This window comes from Anaerobacillus sp. ABA4_114 (assembly GCF_056159065.1).
The window spans coordinates 3665616-3684130 of record NZ_JBSWUM010000001.1; the positions used below are offsets into that span (position 1 = coordinate 3665616).

At 41.1% G+C, this 18515-nt stretch carries 17 protein-coding genes; 5 read left to right on the forward strand and 12 right to left on the reverse strand.

What is annotated here, in order from left to right; genetic code table 11:
• Window positions 1-85 precede the first annotated feature (85 nt).
• Entirely contained in the window at window positions 86-814 is a 729-nt protein-coding gene (locus ACXAEY_RS18890; RefSeq protein WP_270182466.1) for an amino acid ABC transporter ATP-binding protein, read from the forward strand.
• 70 nt (window positions 815-884) lie between these two features.
• Here ACXAEY_RS18890 and ACXAEY_RS18895 read toward each other — a convergent pair whose 3' ends face one another.
• The 10 genes from ACXAEY_RS18895 to ACXAEY_RS18940 all read right to left on the reverse strand — a co-directional run bounded on the left by ACXAEY_RS18895 (window position 885) and on the right by ACXAEY_RS18940 (window position 13987).
• Complete coding sequence (locus ACXAEY_RS18895; protein WP_474814198.1) at window positions 885-1784, reverse strand: ABC transporter substrate-binding protein; 900 nt, start codon at window positions 1782-1784, stop codon at window positions 885-887.
• Window positions 1785-1797: 13 nt separating this feature from the next.
• Complete coding sequence (locus ACXAEY_RS18900; RefSeq protein ID WP_270182465.1) at window positions 1798-2460, reverse strand: ABC transporter permease; 663 nt, start codon at window positions 2458-2460, stop codon at window positions 1798-1800.
• Window positions 2453-3592, reverse strand: coding sequence for an ABC transporter ATP-binding protein (locus ACXAEY_RS18905; protein WP_270182464.1), 1140 nt, complete (start codon window positions 3590-3592; stop codon window positions 2453-2455). The genes ACXAEY_RS18900 and ACXAEY_RS18905 overlap by 8 nt, the downstream gene beginning before the upstream one ends.
• A gap of 167 nt (window positions 3593-3759) precedes the next feature.
• Window positions 3760-6066: a YhgE/Pip family protein gene (locus ACXAEY_RS18910; protein WP_474814201.1), complete on the reverse strand. Its 2307-nt coding sequence runs from the start codon at window positions 6064-6066 to the stop codon at window positions 3760-3762.
• Window positions 6067-6238: 172 nt separating this feature from the next.
• Window positions 6239-6814, reverse strand: a complete 576-nt coding sequence (locus ACXAEY_RS18915; protein ID WP_474814203.1) for a TetR/AcrR family transcriptional regulator — start codon at window positions 6812-6814, stop codon at window positions 6239-6241.
• A gap of 12 nt (window positions 6815-6826) precedes the next feature.
• Window positions 6827-8074: an ATP-binding protein gene (locus ACXAEY_RS18920; protein ID WP_474814205.1), complete on the reverse strand. Its 1248-nt coding sequence runs from the start codon at window positions 8072-8074 to the stop codon at window positions 6827-6829.
• 115 nt (window positions 8075-8189) lie between these two features.
• Window positions 8190-9605, reverse strand: coding sequence for a protoporphyrinogen oxidase (gene hemY / locus ACXAEY_RS18925; protein ID WP_474814207.1), 1416 nt, complete (start codon window positions 9603-9605; stop codon window positions 8190-8192).
• Window positions 9598-10554 carry a ferrochelatase gene (gene hemH, locus ACXAEY_RS18930; protein WP_474814209.1) on the reverse strand — a complete coding sequence of 319 codons (957 nt, stop codon included), beginning with the start codon at window positions 10552-10554 and terminating at the stop codon, window positions 9598-9600. The genes hemY and hemH overlap by 8 nt, the downstream gene beginning before the upstream one ends.
• 22 nt (window positions 10555-10576) lie before the next feature.
• Window positions 10577-11617, reverse strand: coding sequence for a uroporphyrinogen decarboxylase (gene hemE, locus ACXAEY_RS18935; RefSeq protein ID WP_270182458.1), 1041 nt, complete (start codon window positions 11615-11617; stop codon window positions 10577-10579).
• A gap of 207 nt (window positions 11618-11824) precedes the next feature.
• Window positions 11825-13987 (reverse strand): transglycosylase domain-containing protein, encoded by a 2163-nt coding sequence (locus ACXAEY_RS18940; RefSeq protein ID WP_474814211.1) that lies wholly within the window; start codon window positions 13985-13987, stop codon window positions 11825-11827.
• Between the two features lie 155 nt (window positions 13988-14142).
• Here ACXAEY_RS18940 and ACXAEY_RS18945 point away from each other — a divergent pair, with 155 nt between their 5' ends.
• The 4 genes from ACXAEY_RS18945 (at window position 14143) to ACXAEY_RS18960 (ending at window position 17419) form a co-directional block, all read left to right on the forward strand.
• Complete coding sequence (locus ACXAEY_RS18945; protein ID WP_474814213.1) at window positions 14143-14649, forward strand: antibiotic biosynthesis monooxygenase family protein; 507 nt, start codon at window positions 14143-14145, stop codon at window positions 14647-14649.
• Window positions 14650-14709: 60 nt separating this feature from the next.
• Complete coding sequence (locus ACXAEY_RS18950) at window positions 14710-15459, forward strand: PRC-barrel domain-containing protein (protein WP_474814214.1); 750 nt, start codon at window positions 14710-14712, stop codon at window positions 15457-15459.
• Between the two features lie 154 nt (window positions 15460-15613).
• The gene (locus tag ACXAEY_RS18955; RefSeq protein ID WP_474814216.1) at window positions 15614-16483 is read left to right on the forward strand and encodes a formate/nitrite transporter family protein; all 870 of its coding nucleotides are present in this window, start codon (window positions 15614-15616) and stop codon (window positions 16481-16483) included.
• A gap of 51 nt (window positions 16484-16534) precedes the next feature.
• Complete coding sequence (locus tag ACXAEY_RS18960) at window positions 16535-17419, forward strand: diacylglycerol/lipid kinase family protein (protein WP_474814218.1); 885 nt, start codon at window positions 16535-16537, stop codon at window positions 17417-17419.
• Window positions 17420-17467: 48 nt separating this feature from the next.
• Here ACXAEY_RS18960 and ACXAEY_RS18965 read toward each other — a convergent pair whose 3' ends face one another.
• Window positions 17468-17824: a DUF3243 domain-containing protein gene (locus tag ACXAEY_RS18965; RefSeq protein WP_270182452.1), complete on the reverse strand. Its 357-nt coding sequence runs from the start codon at window positions 17822-17824 to the stop codon at window positions 17468-17470.
• Between the two features lie 13 nt (window positions 17825-17837).
• The gene (locus ACXAEY_RS18970) at window positions 17838-18353 is read right to left on the reverse strand and encodes a type 1 glutamine amidotransferase domain-containing protein (protein ID WP_474814221.1); all 516 of its coding nucleotides are present in this window, start codon (window positions 18351-18353) and stop codon (window positions 17838-17840) included.
• Window positions 18354-18515: the final 162 nt, after the last annotated feature.

Genomic DNA, 18515 nt, shown 5'->3' on the forward strand with positions numbered 1-18515 from the left:
ATTTCTAGTATAAAAATTGGTATAATAGGTCTATTCTTCAGTATCTAATAGGCAGAAAGAGTTTTGTCGAGAGGGGCTATACTACATGAGTATCATTCAAGTTAAAAACTTAAAGAAATCATTCGGTGATTTAGAAGTTCTAAAAGAGATCAATACTGAAATAAATGAAAAAGAAGTCGTCTGCGTTGTTGGCCCATCAGGGTCAGGCAAAAGTACGTTTCTTCGTTGTTTAAATAAATTAGAAGATATAACAGGTGGCAGCGTAATCGTGAATGGTCATGACATTGCTGATCCTAAGACCAAAATCAATAAAGTTAGGCAAGATGTAGGAATGGTCTTTCAGCACTTTAATCTCTTTCCACACAAAACTGTTCTTGAAAATATCACGGTTGCTCCTATCAAAGTAAAGGGAAACAACAAACAAGAATCCAAAGAACAAGCATTGGAACTGCTTCAAAAAGTAGGGTTGAAGGAGAAGGCAAACAGCTACCCTGGCGAGCTCTCTGGTGGCCAAAAACAACGTGTTGCCATCGCTAGAGCACTAGCTATGGAACCAAGCGTCATGCTGTTTGACGAACCGACTTCAGCGCTTGACCCTGAAATGATCGGAGAAGTGCTCGAAGTTATGAAGCAGCTTGCTAAAGAAGGAATGACGATGGTAGTCGTCACTCACGAGATGGGCTTCGCAAGAGAAGTTGGAGATCGCGTACTGTTCATGGACGGAGGCTACATTGTAGAAGAAAATGTACCGGAAGAAATCTTTAAAAATCCACAAAATGAACGAACAAAAGCATTCTTAAGTAAAATACTATAAAAAAAAACGTGCAGATCAGTGATCTGCACGTTTTTAAGTAGAAAATAATGACTTCTCCTCACTATTCGCTTTAGTCGATAAGACCTTTATCTTTCAAGAAGTTCATCGCGACATCTTCCGGCTCTTCTCCATCCAGGTCAACCTTCGCGTTCATTTCAGACATTTCTTCTTCAGAGATCTTACCTGCTAGTTCATTCACAATATCAGCTAACTCTGGATGAGAATCCAGCGTTTCTTGTCTTACAACAGGTGCAGCGTAATAAGGTGGGAAGAAGTTCTTATCATCTTCCGTACTTACAAGGTTAAAACGAGCGATACGACCATCTGTTGTAAAAGCAGGAATCACATCTACTTCGCCTTCATTCAAAGCATCGTACATGATGTTCGGATCAAGACTCTCTGTTTCTTTAAAATCAAATCCATACGTTTCTACCATCGCTTCGTAACCATCGATGCGTTCATAGAATGGGTGTGGTCCTCCAAATACCATTTCGTTCGATACTGGCACTAAGTCTGAGTACGTTTCAGCATTCAAGTCTTTATTCGTTTCTTGTGTGATCGCAAGAGTATAACCATTCTCAAAGCCTAGTGGCTCAAGCCAAACGAGGTCGAATTCGTCCTTGTATCCTTCTTTAACACGATTGAAAATATCATCTGCAGAATCACTAGAATCCGCAGTATCTTTTAAAACCGCTTCAAGCCCTGTTCCCGTATACTCAACATACATGTCCACATCGCCATCCACTAAAGCTTGATGGATAACATTTACCTCACCTACAGCTTCATCGATCTCAACTTCATAATCACTATTCGCCTTTATGTATTCACCAATAAGGTGCGGTAATATATATTGCTCTGTCCATGGCTTCCCTGAAATAACGATTGGATCATCCTCACTACTTCCGCTATCGTTACCGCAAGCAGCCAGTACCATAGCGAGGCCAATAATGAATACCGTAAACTTCTTCAAATTAATCTCCCCTTTATTTTTTTGCTTTAATCCCTTTTGGAGTTGCTGCATTTTCTAATAACTTTAAGATCAAGTCGAACCCTAATGCTAGAATCGTAGCTGGAAGTGCACCAGCTAACACAAGCTCATCCTTGTTCGATGTAAGTCCTCTATAGATGATGTCTCCAAGTCCTCCAGCGCCAACGAACGTGGCTAACGTTGCAACACCAATCGTCAATACAGTCGCAGTTCTTACACCTGCCATAATAACAGGTAAAGAAAGAGGAATCTCGATTTTCTGAAGGATCTGCAAATTCGTCATCCCCATACCTCTACCGGCTTCGATCGAGGATTGATCGACTGAAGTGATTCCAGTGTATGTATTTCTCAAGATTGGGAGCAACGCATAAACTGTCAAAGCGATGATTGCAGTTGTGTTCCCAATTCCTAGGAAAGGAATTAAAAAACCAAAAAGCGCTAAACTTGGTACTGTTTGAAAGATCGCTGAAATTGCGATAAACGGTTCTGCAAGTTTTTTTCTTCGAGAGATAAAGATGCCAAGTGGAACTGATATTACGATTGCGATCACGATCGATATGAACGATAGAAAGAGATGTTCTTGTAGGGCAACTAGAATATCATCCCATCGGCCTTGAATGGTTTCAATGAACAAAACAAAGAAATTCCGATCATTCATTTAGGGCACCTTCCTTTCGCTGACTTACTTGATCGAGACCGGCTAGCCCTCTCATCATACTGCCATTTGTGATGACACCTTCAAGCTTTTTCTCATTCACTACCGGAATCATCTTCACTGTTTCTTCAGCAAACCGTTTTGCGATTTCTGGGTAAACCGTATCACTCGTAACAGGTTCAGGTTCACTCATCACATCGACGATGCGCTTAGAGTCATCCTCATAATGCTCTTGAACCACTTCAAGTGTAATCACTCCCTGATAAACTTGTTCAGGACCTGTAACGACAAGACTGTCGACGCGTTCTGACTTCATTAATCGAAATGCCTCGGCTAGGCCACGGCTATCTTTCACAGTAGCGACTTTTCGGATCATCAAATCACGAGCTGAAGGCGTTTGTCCTTTAGCAATTCGTTCATCACCTACAAAATCACGGACAAACTCATTTTTGGGATGGCGCAGAATACGATCAGGAGTATCGAGCTGGAGGATCTCGCCGTCTTTCATGATAGCGATACGGTCAGCGATCTTCATCGCTTCGTCCATATCATGAGTTACGAAAACAATCGTCTTTTGTATCTCCTTCTGCAGTTTGATCAATTCATCTTGGAGCTGTTCGCGGCTGATCGGATCAAGAGCACTAAAAGGCTCGTCCATCAGTATGATCGGAGGCTCTGCAGCTAAAGCACGGATAACCCCGACACGCTGCTGTTGTCCTCCACTTAACTCTAGAGGATAACGGGAGCGAAATGTTGAAGGCTCTAGTCCAACAAGGTCCAATAACTCATCAACACGTTTATCAATTTTATTTTTCTCCCATTTCTTTAGCTTCGGTATCAATGAAATGTTCTCTGCAATCGTCATATGTGGTAGTAGCCCAATCTGTTGAATCACGTACCCGATGCTTCGTCTGAGCTCTACTGGATCCTGCTCGGCAATCTGTATGCCGTCTATGTAGATCTGACCTCCTGTTGGTTCGATCAACCGATTGATCATTTTCATAGTCGTTGTTTTTCCACAACCACTTGGACCGATCAAGGTCAAAAGTTCGCCTTTTTCAATATGTAAGTTAATGTCCTTTAAAGCAGTTGTTCCATCAGGAAATTGTTTGCTAACATTTTTAAAAGTAATCATTCTTCCCCTTCACCCTGCCTCCTTAAAAATTCCTATTCTAAGTGAATACCCTAACGTGCTCGTTTCAAACTGAACGATACTATTACAATCTTACTAATACTCTATCCTTTTTCGCAGTATAATTCAAAGAAATAAGCCTTCTCACAATCGAGAAGGCTTAGTAGTTTTTATTTCGTTACAGCAGGTTCATCAAACCTCTGAGCTTTGCGTTTTTTCATTTCCATGAAGAAAAATACAATTGTCCCAACTATGAATATAGTGGTGAACCCGACTAATACCCATACGTTATCCCACATAAATGCAAAATCTCCACTAGAGATTACAGCCTTAAGTCCAGAAACGGTGTACGTCATCGGAAGCCATGAATTGAAGATTTGAAGACTCTCCGGAATTAACTCAAGTGGGAATGTACCTGCACTTGTCGTTAATTGCAGAATCAAAATAATAATAGCGACAAAGCGTCCAGGATCGCCCATCGTCGTCACGAAAAACTGGATCATCGCCATATACGTTAAACTCGAAACAATTGAAAACATTACGAATAACGGTACGCTCTTAACTTCGATTCCTAATCCATACAGTAATACAGCATCCGCGATCACTGCTTGAATAACGCCTACTGTAAGAAGAATTCCATACTTACTCACAAACCATCCTAAAGCAGACTTAGGATCTGCTGCAGGTTCCCGAAGCGGGAAGACGATCGACATAAGAAGAGCGCCTACAAATAATCCTAGAGACAGAAAGTATGGAGCGAAACCTGTTCCATAGTTTGGAACAGAAGAAGTTGCATCACCTTCTACATCGACTGGGTCTGCAAACATGTTGTAGTTTTCTTCATCTGCTTTTGTTTGAGACGTTTCTTTGGCAGCTTCATCTAGCTTAGTATGAAGTTCGTTCGATCCGTCACTTACTTTTTCAGCACCACTATCTACCTTCTTTGACCCTTCTAGAAGCTTGCCTGCACCTGTTGTTAGATCAGACGTTCCTCCTTCTAAATCGGTTAAACCGGTGACGAGCTTCTCTGATCCATTAGATAATTCAACAACACCTCTATTGAGTTTTCCTACATTCGTTATCATATCTTGCCAGCCAGATGACACGTCGCTCGTTCCTTGAGCTACTTGAGCAGCACCGGCTTCAAGTTTTGATACCTTTTCTTTCGCATCATTTATCTCTGTTCCAAACTGATCGAGACCTTGTTCAAGCTTTACTTGTCCATCATATAGAGATTCTAGTGCCGAAATAAGCTCTGATTGACTCGTTTTCATCTCACTTATGCTTGAAGAAACACCCTTTGAAACGGTTTCTAACGTGGTAGCTCCCTCCTGAATGGACTGAGCGGCACCTGCAGATTTTTCTGCGATTGGTTGCAGTTGACTGATCAACGCTTGTTTCTCTTCTTCTGTATAAGCATCATTTGATTGAATACCTTGAATCACGCCCTGTAGCTCTTTTGAAACTTGAACAGCTCCTTGACCACCATTAACAATCGGTTCTTTTATGCTTTCAGCAGTCGTACCTAAAGCGGTCACTTCTGACGATTTTTCCTTAAGGTTCGTTAAAATTTGTTCGATGCCTTGTTGACTTTGTTTCACTCCACTTGCCAGGCTTTCTTGCCCTGACTTAAATTCATTGAAACCATCGTTTAACTTTGTCACACCATCACTGACTTGATTGGCACCAACAGTTAGATCATTTACTTTAGATTGTCTTTCTTTCAATGTTGTTAACAAAGTAGTGGAACCTTGACTCGCTTCGTCTAACCCCTTTGCAAGTTCCTCTGATCCATTTTGTAATTCACTCACGCCATTCGTGATTTCGATCGATCCATTGTTTAGCTCTGCTAGATTTGCTTTTAACTGAGCTGTTCCATCTTTTAATTCTGAAGAGCCATCAGCTAAATCCCCTGCACCATCTGATGCATCTGATAAACCCTCTGCAATCTCGCTAAACGTATCAAAAACAAGTTCACTATAATTCTCTGTTATATTGTTCGCGATTTGAGACTTGATTTCACCTACAGCTGTACCACCTATTTGCCCCGCAAGGAAGTTAAAACTTTCATTCGGCACATACTCTAAATTAAGTTTTTCGGGCTGTTCATCAAGCACTGTCGTTGATCGTTCTGAGAAATCTTCAGGGATCTGAATCTTCATATAGTAGGTCTGATCTTCGAGACCCTCATTCGCTTTTTCCTCATCAACAAAGTCCCATTTGAATTGCGGATTTTCTTTCAGCTTTTCTATTAATTCATTTCCTATTTCAATATGCTCTCCTTCAAAATCAGCACCGCTATCCTCATTTACAACAGCGACAGGAATTTGATCGAGATTTTCATACGGATCCCAGAATGCCCATAAAAACATACCACTGTATAAAACAGGGATGAATAGGACTGCTAGAACAGGTATGAGAATTTTTTTATTAGTGAACAATGCACGCCACTCAGAACGGAGATGACGAAAATTCATAGTTGATGACCTCCTATTGTCTATATGACCAATTTTGTCATTTGGTCATTAATGCTTAAAAAAAAGAACAATCCATACTATCTCGACTACGTTTTGACCAAAATTGAAATTTAGTCATTTTAACTACAGATAGTAATATATCATCCTTTTTTTATTTAGGCAATAGGATCTTTTATACCTTCTTAATCCCTTCCATTGTGAATAACTCGATGTGGTGTGCAATTTCTTCTTTGGTCAGAGAACGGTTTGATTTCTCCCAATCAAACACGAGAGCGATATACATTTTGAAAAGCAGGAATGCAGTGAGAGAAGGATCGCATTCTTTTATCTCATTGTTCCGTATTCCTCGCTCGATTTCTTGCTGAATAAAGGACGTAATCGCTTGTTCTACAAGATTGAGTGCTTCTAAAGCAGCTGGCGTTCCTATCTCTCGAACTTCTTGTGATAGTTTAATTGCGAGTTTATGTTCCTTCCGGTGCTCAAGTACATCGAACAAGCCTCTATGAAGATTCTCAAAAAACGTATCCTCTTCATTGATCGAGGTTTGAGCAAGCTCTTTCATCTCACTCACCATCTGGTTTACGATCTCATTGAAAAGCTCTTCTTTATTCCGAAAAAAAGTGTAGATCGTCCCTTTTCCCACATTCGCTATTTTCGCTACTTGGTCCATCGTTGTAGCTTTGTATCCAAACATTGAAAAAGATTTTTCTGCAGCATTGATAATGCTTATCTTTCGGTCAAATCCCATTGTCCTCCCCCTTTATTTTAATGTAGGGAGCGTTACCGTAACGGTCGTTCCCGAACCAATCGTACTTTCATACGATATTTTTCCATTCATATTTCTTATGAGTCTATTTGTTATCATCGTACCTAACCCAGTACCTTTTGATTTCGTAGTGTAAAAGGGAAGGCCGATCTTTTTTAGCTCTTCATCACTCATGCCAGATCCATTGTCTTTTATAACGATATCGACCGTGTTTCTCTTTGTTCCATTCTGCAGAGAGATTTCGATCAGTCCATCTTTCTCTATCGCTTCGATGGAATTCTTAATTAGATTGATCAAACACTGTTTCATCTCTTGAGGATTGGTTAAGATCCTGAAATCACCGTTCTCTTCGTAAGAAATTTTAACAGCATGGTAAACCCCTAGAACGGATGTCAACTCGATCGTATCACTGACAACTTTATTTAAATGGACCTCAACATGATCCAACTTTGTTGGTTTGATGAGAGTCAGGTAATCGGTAATAATTTTATTCGTTCGATCGATTTCATCTAGCATCAGTGGCGCATATTTTTTCACCTGCTGATCTTTTGCACCTGTAGAAATAAATTGAAGAAGTCCCCTAACCGTAGTGAGTGGATTTCTGATCTCGTGGGCAATTGAAGCAGCCATTTTTCCGGCAACAGAGAGTTTTTCAAGATAGACTGTCTCCTCGAGCTGGAGGTTAATGATAACAAGTTTCTCCGTTAAATAGAAAATAAAAAAATAGGCGATTGCAAAAGACAAAAAATAGATCGGATAAAAGTACGGTTCTGATGGTTTTACTAACCATAAGATGATCGATATATAAGTAATGATAAAGATACTGCCTACTTTTAAGATAACATTCCATTTCTGGATCGACCTTTCGAATAGACCTCTATATCCCCAAGCTAAGACAAATGCAATGATCGCTAAACTGACACCTACATAAGCGAACTCCCCGCCCATTGAGAATCGAGTGATCGAGATAACGACAGCACAGATGACTCCCGGGACTGCTCCTCCATATAACGTAACAAGAATGAGAGGAACCACCCGCAGGTCAAATACAGTATCTCCGAATTTCTCTAACGGAAACAGCATACACAAAAGGGCCATTAAGGAGCTAATCACACCATATAAGATTTTATCTTTTAAACTTAACGACCTTGACCGTGTAAAAGGCATGACCATGTTCCAGATAAATAGCACTGAAAATAGCATCGCAATATTCACAAGTAGAGGTCTTGCCATATCTAACATTGCCAAGTCTCCTTTTTCTATATGTTGCCATTTCATTTTATCATTAGAGACGCAAAGAGACTATCCTATATACAGTTACTACTGCCGCACAAAAAAGATTCACCAATTGGTGAATCTACTTGTGACTACTGAGGTATGAAACGACTGATGTTACGGATTCGACTCCTTGATCGATACAATCAGGAAGCCCAACTCCTCCATAGGAAGCACCTGCGAGAAAGACGCCAGGCATTTTACTTCTTAATCCTGTTTGTACTTCCTCAAAGCGGTTTCTATGTCCTACTTCATACTGCGGCATAGCCTCACGCCATCTCGTAATGCGGTAGAACTCTGGGTGCCCTTCAATTTCCATGATTTGATTCAAATCATTTAGAACGGTTTGGACAATTTCCTCATCGCTCTTCTCAACGATTTCTTCCTCACCCGCTCTACCTACATAGCACCTAAGAAGGACTTTCCCTTTCGGTGCAGCATGCTGCCATTTTCGATGTGTCCACGTGCAAGCCGTAATCGTATAATCGGCATTTCTAGATACGACAAATCCTGTACCATCTAATGATTTCTTAACTGCTTCTTCCGGAAAAGCCATAGCTACTGTTGCCACTGTTGTTGAAGGCATATCTTCTAATGGAGCAACTTCCTCGTGATCCCTGAACATCTTTGTCACTTGCTGATGTGGAGTCGTAACGATCACAGCATCAGCCTCGATCTGTTCACCGCTCATCGATGTAAGCTTATATGACTCCCCATCTTTTTCAATCGAATCAACTTTAGTATTTTTTCTAATATCTACTTCAGTTAGGTGATCTTCAATCGCCTTTACTAGCGATTGCAGCCCTGATTTAATCGTTAAAAATGCTGGTTTCTTCTTACCCGTTTTTCTCCTTGAAGCGGGCGTTGTCTTCTTCATCCCTAATATTAAACTACGATGCTTCTTTTCAACTTCATAGAATTGAGGAAACGTAGACATCAGACTCAATTTATCAATATTCCCAGCATAAATTCCTGATAATAATGGCTCGATCAAATTTTCAACGACTTCATTACCCAATCTTCTTCTGAAGAAAAGACCTAATGACTGGTCCTCGCCATGACTATCTCGTCTTGGGAGTGCTAGGTCGAGGGCTGCTCTTAGTTTTCCTTTCAAGCTGAATAAACGCGTCGAAACAAACGGAGCTACTTCCGTTGGTATCCCCATTACAGATCCACCAGGAATGGGATAGAGCTGATCGTTATTTAAAATAAATGCGTTACCGGTCGAGTTCGGTACAAGCTGATCTTCTAGCCCTACCTCTTTCGCTAACGTCGCGGCACTCTTCTTTCTTGCTAGAAATGAATCAGGGCCTCTCTCGATCACAAAACCATTGGTTGTGTCGGTATGAATCTTCCCTCCGAGGCGTTCACTGCCTTCGAGAAGTGTAATCTGAAAAGGTTCGCCGGAGTCTTTCATTTCTTTCTGAAGATAGTACGCGGCAGTTAAGCCAGTGATACCCCCGCCAACTATCACAATTCGTTTTTCTTTATTATTCATGATTTATCATCTTCTTTTTTATTAATTCTTTTGTCACAACAGAAGCTAATATCTCTATAAATTCGTCTCGTGCATTCGGCATATCAGGCCTATGATAGGTAGCCCCTAGCTCATCTGTTACCTGTTTACATTCATAATCGTTGTCATAGAGTACTTCGAGATGATCTGCCACGAAACCAACCGGGCAATAAATGAACCCTGTATACCCTTCTTGTTCAAATAGATCCCGAGTTAAATCCTGAACGTCAGGACCGATCCAAGGTTCTGGTGTATTTCCTTCACTTTGCCACGCAACAGCATAATTTTGGATACCCGCTCTTGTAGCAATATGACTTGCAGTTTCTTCTAATTGGGAAGGATAAGGGTCTCCGTGTTGCAATACTTTCTCAGGTAAGCTATTAGCAGTAAAGATGACGACAGTCTTTTTCTTCTCCTTGTCATCTAGCTTTCTCAAACAGGAGTTTAGTTGTTCAACCCAGTATTGAATGAATTTTGGCTCTGTGTACCATTCGTCGATGCAGTGGATATGCGGGAATCCTAGCTTTGCAGCAGCCTTATTCGCTCTATCATTATAAGCTTGTACACTATAACTCGAATAATGTGGCGCAAGAACGATGCTGATCGCTTCTTGGATGCCATCTCTCTGCATATTTTTCACTGCATCTTCTACAAAGGGTTCGATATGCTTCAAGCCTAAATAGCTCTTAAACACAATGTCTTCTCCAAAAAGCTCATTCATCCTGACCTCAAGCTTCTCAGATTGTTCTTTCGTAATCTCATACAGCGGAGAAATGCCCCCGATTGCCTCATACCGTTCAACTAGATCTTGTAGCATGTCCTCTGTCGGCCTTTTCCCTCTTCGAATATGAGTATAATATGGTTCGATTTCCGCTTCGTTCCGCGGTGTACCATAAGCCATTACAAGGAGACCTATTGTTCGTTTCGGCATAGTTTACCTCCCGTTCCCCTGCCTATTTCTTACTTGTATATTCGTGTACAAAACGAGTTAATCTCTGCAACGTTTCAACTTCAACTTGCGGGAATACACCATGACCGAGGTTGAAGATAAACCCAGGATCCTGCATCCCTTGATCTAAGATTTCTTTTGTACGCTCTTCGATCACGTCCCAAGGCGCAAGAAGCAATGCTGGCTCGAGGTTGCCCATAAGAGGTTTAGTGATTCCCTCTTTCACTCGTGCATTCTTAATCGTGATTCTCCAATCGATCCCAATCACATCGACAGGGAGCTTGTTCCATTCTTGAATAAGATGGCTCGCTCCGACACCGAAGATGATAAGAGGAACACCGGTCTCTCTAAGACTAGAGAAAATACGATTCATGACTGGCGCTATGTACGTTCTATAATCAGCTTCGTTTAGAGCTCCAACCCAAGAATCGAACAATTGAAGCGCCTGAGCGCCAGCTTGTACTTGGGCTTTAAGATACGCGATCGTCATATCTCCTAATTTATCCATAAGACGGTGCCATGCTTCAGGATCTGAGTACATAAGCGCTTTCGTTTTGTAATAGTTTTTAGAAGGGCCGCCTTCTATCATATAACTAGCAACGGTAAAAGGAGCACCACTGAAACCGATCAAAGGTACAGATAACTCTTCACGAAGCATCTTGATCGTTTCCATGACATACGGAACATCCTTAAGCGGATCTAACTCTCCTAGTCGATCGATATCTGATACGGTGCGGATCGGGTTGTCGATTACAGGACCAATCCCTTTTTTAATTTCAACATCGACTCCGATTGATGGAAGTGGAGTCATGATATCTGCAAATAGGATCGCCGCATCTACACCTAGCTGCTCGACGGCAAACCTTGTTACTTCTGCAGCAACCTCTGGATTTAAGTTCATTTCATGAAAAGAGTACTTTTCTCTAATCTTTCTATATTCAGCCTGATATCGTCCAGCTTGTCTCATATACCAGACTGGCGTAAAATCTGTTTCCTCCCCGCGACATGCGCGAAGAAATTGATCATTGAATGGCGCTTTACTCATCGTTGTCCACCTTTCCCACACTCTTAGTGCTTTACGTTCATTTATGCATCCCTACATACTATAGCTGTGCATGTCGTACGTGTATAGTCATTGAAATAAACTGTCATAAAATTGTCCTTGTTTGATGCCGTTTACACTTCTTACCTTAACACACTGAAAACCTTGATTAAGAGGTATTATCACATTATTACCCTCTTTTGTAGATTACTACCCTGCTTCCTCTTCATTACGGTCCATAAATCGATCAAAAAGACGGATCGACGTTTCATTCGAAGGCGTTCCTTCTTGGTCTGTAAGTGGATTAACAGGTACGACTTGATATGATACAGAGCCGAAGAAAGAAACGGAATGTTTCGTGTATTCGCCTTTTCCTGTCACTGAATCAATCTTCTTTCTGTTACCGTCTTTTACTTCATAGATGGCATACTCCACTCGATCATCTGAAGAAGCCGTCCATTTTAATGTTACTGCTGGTAGACCATATAAGAAATCGATATCAGCTTTTAAGTCATCGATTTCAGGAAGGTTGACAGGCTTCTCCATATCTTTTACATCTTCAGGTTTTTTAAAGGCCTTCGTTTTAGCTTCACTTGCGTTCACAACTTTTTTGAACAACTGTACAGGATATTCGCTGCCGCCTTTGAGGTATTGGTCCTTTGTTGTTCTGTCATACCCCATCCAGACGGAGCCTACAATCTCTGGTGTGTAACCAACAAACCAAGCATCTCTAACGCCGCCTTTCACTCCTTCAAATGAAGTTGTTCCCGTTTTTCCTGCTAGAGCTGTGTTCACCTTACCACTTTGGGCAGTACCGTTCTTCACAACTCCTTCAAGAATACGCGTCATGTACCAAGCCGTTTGTTTTTTATAAACGGATTCTTTCTCAGGCTTTGCTTCACCTACAAGTTCACCATCGTGATCGTAGAGATTCTCAATAAAATAGGGTTCTATTCTTTCCCCTTCATAAGCAAAAGGTCGATATGCTTCCATCATTTCAAATGGAGTGACTCCCTTGTCGATGCCGCCAAGGGCAATCTTCAAATCTTGATCTTCAATCGAAATGCCGCTTTTTTCTAAATAAGATTTAGCGTAAGAAATCCCGATCTCGTTTAAAAGCCAGACTGCTGGCGCATTCGCAGAAACTCTAACTGCGTCATACAGTGGCATCTCACCTGAGTATTGGCCATTGTAATTAGATGGTGAATAGCCGTTATACTCTTCTTTCTTATCTTGTAAAAGCGTGTAGGGCTCGTACTCTTTTTTATCGAGAGCCGGCCCATAGACAGCGATCGGTTTAAACGATGAGCCTGGCTGTCTTCGTGCATTCACATGGTTCAACCCTTTTTGAACGTAGTTCCTGCCCCCTTGAACAGCAAGTACACCACCGCTTTTAACATCCATCATCGTTAAAGCACCTTCTGGAGGCGTGTTAGGATCGCTTCCTGGGAATAGCGCTTTATTCTGGAACTCTGTATATGCGGATTTCTGTAGCGTGACGTCCATTGGGACGACGATTTTATATCCGCCCCTTAATACTTCTTCATTAGAAAGGTTATATTTCGTTTTCGCCTCATCTAGTGTCATATCTACATAAGTTAAAAACGAGGGATCTTTCGTGACCTCTGCGATGTCTAACGCCACCGTTTTCCCTTGTAAGCGAACAGCTTTTTCAGCGGTTAAATAGTCTTGCTTCTCCATAAGGGATAGAATCAAGTCTCTTCTTTCTTTACTCTTCTCCGGACGATCGATCGGGGAATAGTTAGAAGGCGCCTTAGGAAGCCCTGCCAATAGCGCGCCTTCCTCTATGCTGAGTTCAGTCGTCTTCTTATTGAAATAGAGTTTAGAAGCGGACTGTATTCCATATGCACCGTGTCCAAAATAAATCTGATTCAAATACATCTCTAAGATTTTCTCTTTGCTGTAGTTGCGTTCAAGATTGATCGCAATCACGGCTTCTTTTGTTTTCCTTAACCAAGACTTATCGTTTGTTAAGAAGACGTTTTTTGCAAGCTGTTGCGTGATCGTACTACCGCCTTCAACTTTCTCACCTGCCAAGATATCTCGATATAATGCACGACCGATCGCTTTTATATCAAGTCCATGATGATCATAAAAGCGACTATCTTCCGTCGCAATAAAAGCTTCTTGTACGTGCTTTGGTATATCTTCGATCGATACAGGATCTCTATTTTCAATATATAGCTTTGTAATAAGCTCGTCTTTAGGTGTTACAAGCTTAGTCGCTGAATTCATCACAAGCTTTTTCTCATCGATCGCATAATTACCTGCAAGTAGAATGCCTAGATACCCTAGCAATCCTACTAGAAAAACAGCAATCGTCGCAATTAAGCCTATCCCTAGCTTTTTCATTATGTACGGCACCCTCCTTACAAGTCGAATAAAATTAAGCTTACATCACCGACTATGTTTTTTGTACATCATAATTTGACAGTTCTGTTTAGTTTTCGCCAAAAATGGGTAAAGTATCAGGCGTTTCCTATCTTATTGTAGAAAGGGTGTATAGCATGAAGGTTTATGTTACATACGGTACATACGATTACTTATTAAAAATAAAAGAAGAGAATAACGAAGAGATGTTTTTATTAGTTGATGATGACGGTGCAGCACTCTATCACCAAACCGCATCACAACCCGTTTTTAACAGTGGGAAAGAGTATGACATACTCGACCAAAAAGGGAATGTTACTGAACCTAGATTTGTCGTCTTAAACCATATACCAGTGGAAGAAAGCGAACGCCCAACCTTTGAAGATCGATTTAAAAACAGGGCAGGAAAAGTTGAAAACGAACCCGGCTGTGAAGGCATCAGAATTTTACGCCCCGTTGATCCTAATGACCCCTACATCGTCGCCACCTTCTGGCGTAGTGAGGACGACTTCAAAAACTGGCAATCCTCCGAAGCTTACAACACCGCTCATAAACACCGTAATACAGATAAAGGATTACCGAAAACAGTCTTCAGAGGCAAACCCTATGTTAAAACGTACCATGTCGATTCCCCAAGCGTTTAACTAGAACGACTCAAGGGTATTTTCATTACAGCAGAAATAATTATACAGGAGTGTTAGCACATGCTTGTAAGTGAAAATGAAGTTTATAAATACAATATCGATACAAGCGACGGAGAAAAAGGTGCGCTGAAAGAACTCTATTTTGATGACGAGCATTGGACAGTAAGGTACCTAGTTGTCGACACGCATAAATGGCTGCCTGGAAAAAAGGTGTTAATATCACCATACTCAATCGAAAAGCTTACTCATGATGAAGAAACAGTTTCCGTTTCACTTTCAACGGAGGAGCTGAAAAACAGCCCCTCGATCGATACGGATCAACCGATATCTAGAAAGCATGAAATGTCTATGAACAAGCATTACGGCTGGCCTTACTATTGGGTAGGCACAGGCGCATGGGGGAGCGGAATGCACCCTAACCCTCACATGGACGTTCAAGAACTTGAAGTCTCTTATAAGGAAACTAGCGATGAAGATAACCATCTTCGCAGTACGAAAGAAGTTTCGAATTATCATATACAAGCAATCGATGGCGAAATCGGCCATGTTGATGATTTTATCTTTGACGATGAAACATGGAAGCTTAGATATTTTGTTGTAGATACGAAAAACTTTTTAGGTGGAAAGAAAGTATTGTTATCTACCGAATGGATTGAAGAAATCCATTGGAATGACCGTAGTGTAGTCGTAAATGTAACGAAAGACAAAATAGAAAATGCCCCAGAGTATCTATTGAACGAGCGCCTTACCCGACGATTTGAAGAAGATCTCTATACTCATTACGGGAAAACAGGATACTGGAAATTTTAAATAAAGGGCGAGGTGGATACCATCTCGCTTTTTTCCCTACCCTTACTATTCTTCATGACCCCACAAGCGGTCTTAGTGAATACTAGCCAAAAAAAGTTTTTTTCAATGAACTGCATTTACGTTTGCAGTAATCGATTACGTTAGGAGACTTGTTATGGCAAATGAAGATAAATCGAAACGGCAGGAAGGAAAAGCAGCATATCCTGAAAGACAATTTTATTTTCCTGCTCAAATCGTTGAAACCTTTATCGTTAAGGGCGAGTCTCATAGTGCAAGACCACTCAACAGGCAGTTTATCTTATCGATATTAGCAGGAGCTTTCGTTACCTTTGGTTCGATCTTATCTGTCCTCATCGCTTTAGGGGTGGAAACGAAAGGCATACATAATCTTCTTGCAGGAGCAGGTTTTGTAACAGGCTATGCTATCGTGTTCATCTCAGGAGCGATTTTGTTCACAGAAGTAAACGTCTTGTTACCAAGCTATATACTGCAAAGAAAGTTCTGGATTCCAAAACAGCTCATGAAGTTTTGGGTAGTTTGCTATATTGGTAATTTAATTGGAGCACTTTTAGTTGGAGGTTTAGTGGTACTATCAGGTTCACTATCACCTGAATTCTATACAGAGTTAAACGTTTATATCGAACATAAGATGAAGTTCTTATCTGAAGGAACGAAAGGATGGTTTCAGATTCTGCTATCTGGGGTCATCGCAAACTGGCTGATCGGGATGGCAGCATTCCTTGCAACTGCAGCCAGAGACTTAACAGGAAAAGTACTCGCTACGGCGCTTCCAGTCATCATATTCGTCGCAGGGAATTTCCAACATAGTGTAGCCAACATGGGTTATTTCGGTACGGCTATTTTTAATAAGGCAGAATATACGTGGGTGGAGTTTCTATTCTTCAACCTGGTCCCTGCTAGTATAGGTAACCTTATAGGCGGAGGAGTATTAGTAGCACTTACGTTCACTTATGCTTATAAACAAGAAATCAATGAAGAGCATTTTCCTCGAGAAGAAGCTTAAGTTATTTAGGGAATACTAATCCAAAAACCATATGAAAGGAGAGCTTCCACTTTGGCGCATGCAGCCCTGATTCTAAATCCTAATGCTGGTAATCAAAAAATGATAAAGCAAATCGATACGATTAAAACGAGGCTCGATGACCACTATCAGCAATTTACGTTTTATGAAACAGAATATCCAGGACATGGAGCTGAGATTGTCGACGAGATTAATGAAGAAGTGGATATCATTATCGGAGCCGGTGGAGATGGAACGATCTATGAATTAGCAAATGCACTCTGCAGCAAGCAGACCCGCCCAACCTTTGGAATCATCCCCGGTGGAACGTGTAATGATTTCTCAAGAGCGATAGGAATCAATCAGAATCCGATTCTGGCCGTTGAACAAATTATCCAGAACAACACGAAAACCATCGACGTCGGACGTTCAGATAAAGAGTACTTCCTAAACTTTTGGGGCATCGGGATGATCACACAGGCTTCTGAAAATATCGATCCGAATACAAAAGAACTGTTCGGAAGGCTGTCGTATTATATCAGCTCTGCTCAGACGATCAAGAACCCTTCTCCATTCCATCTTAAAGTGGAGGCAGAAGAGCACCAATTTGAGGGCGAAGCAGTGATGATGCTTGTAGGAAACGGACCATTTACAGGAGGCATACCGGCTTTCTTCCCTGAGAACAATCTTACGGATGGTAAATTCGACGTGTTGATCATTAAAGAATCGTCTCTTCCTACATTTTGGTCATTCTTTCAATCTAAGTTCACAAAGGAACCTGCTTTGCATGAAGATATCATCCATTACCAAACGAGAGAATTGCGTATTTCCGCAGATCCAGAACAGAAAATTGATTGTGACGGAGAGCGCAACTACACGACCCCTTCCACATTAGAACTACTTCCGGAACACTTGACCGTCCTCGCAGGAGAAGTATAGGTGACAGGCACCTGTCGAATCTTCGCATAAAGAAAAGCCGCTGAAAACTCAGCGGCTTTTGTTATCTTCGTTTAATACCATTCTTACAAGAAGATGAGCTAAAGCATGACGGTGCTCTTTTTCACCTACGAGCCATAGTTCTTGAAGAAGCTTTTCTTCTCTGTTCTTAGGCTCTTCTTTGTGAGCTAAGTAATCAGCCACTTTCTCTGCAGCTTGAGCTAACCTTTCTTCACTCAGCCCAAGCTTTTCACCCACTTCTACTTTATCAGCAAGGTACCCTTTGAAATGTTCAAAATTACTTAAAATATCATCGATTCGATCCTCACTAATACGATCCATCGTGTCGTCCACTTTTTTTAGATCTAATTCACTGTTTTTGTTTACAAGGTGATTTTTCTCACTCATACCTATACACTCCTTAGCTGTCCATTATAGACAGTGACTTTTCAATAAATGCAGGGATATCATCTGGGTTTCTACTGCTGACTAATGTTCCACCACAAACGACAACTTCTTCATCGAAAACATTCGCTCCAGCATACTTTAAATCTGTTTGGATCGACTTGAACCCTGTAATGTTACGACCATGTAGCGCTTCTGCAGTAATTAGCAGTTGTGGACCATGGCAAATCACAAGTGTTTTCTTATTCAGATACATCATCTTTTTTGTAAAGTTTACAAAGCGATCGTCGGCTCGTAGTTCATCGGGAGAGAATCCTCCTGGAATGAACAACACATCAAAATCCTCTGCATTTACATCGTCGATTCCTTTGTCTGATGTAACCGTAGCGTCTTGTTGCTTCCCAGTTAACGATTCACCTGCTTTATGACTGATGACAGTAAGTTCATGACCAGCATTGCTGAATTGCTCAGCCGGTTTTGTATACTCCACATCTTCAAACATGTTTGTCATAAGTACCGCTATTTTACTCAAGGTAAGTCCTCCTTCTGTTTAACCATCTAGTTGGACTATTACCCCTTCAACACCGATGCAAACATGAGAGTATGTAGCACCAATTATTCTTTCCATGTTTTATTAAATTCATGAATGGGTAAAAATAAGGTGGAACGAATTTTGTATAGAAAGGGTGTTTTG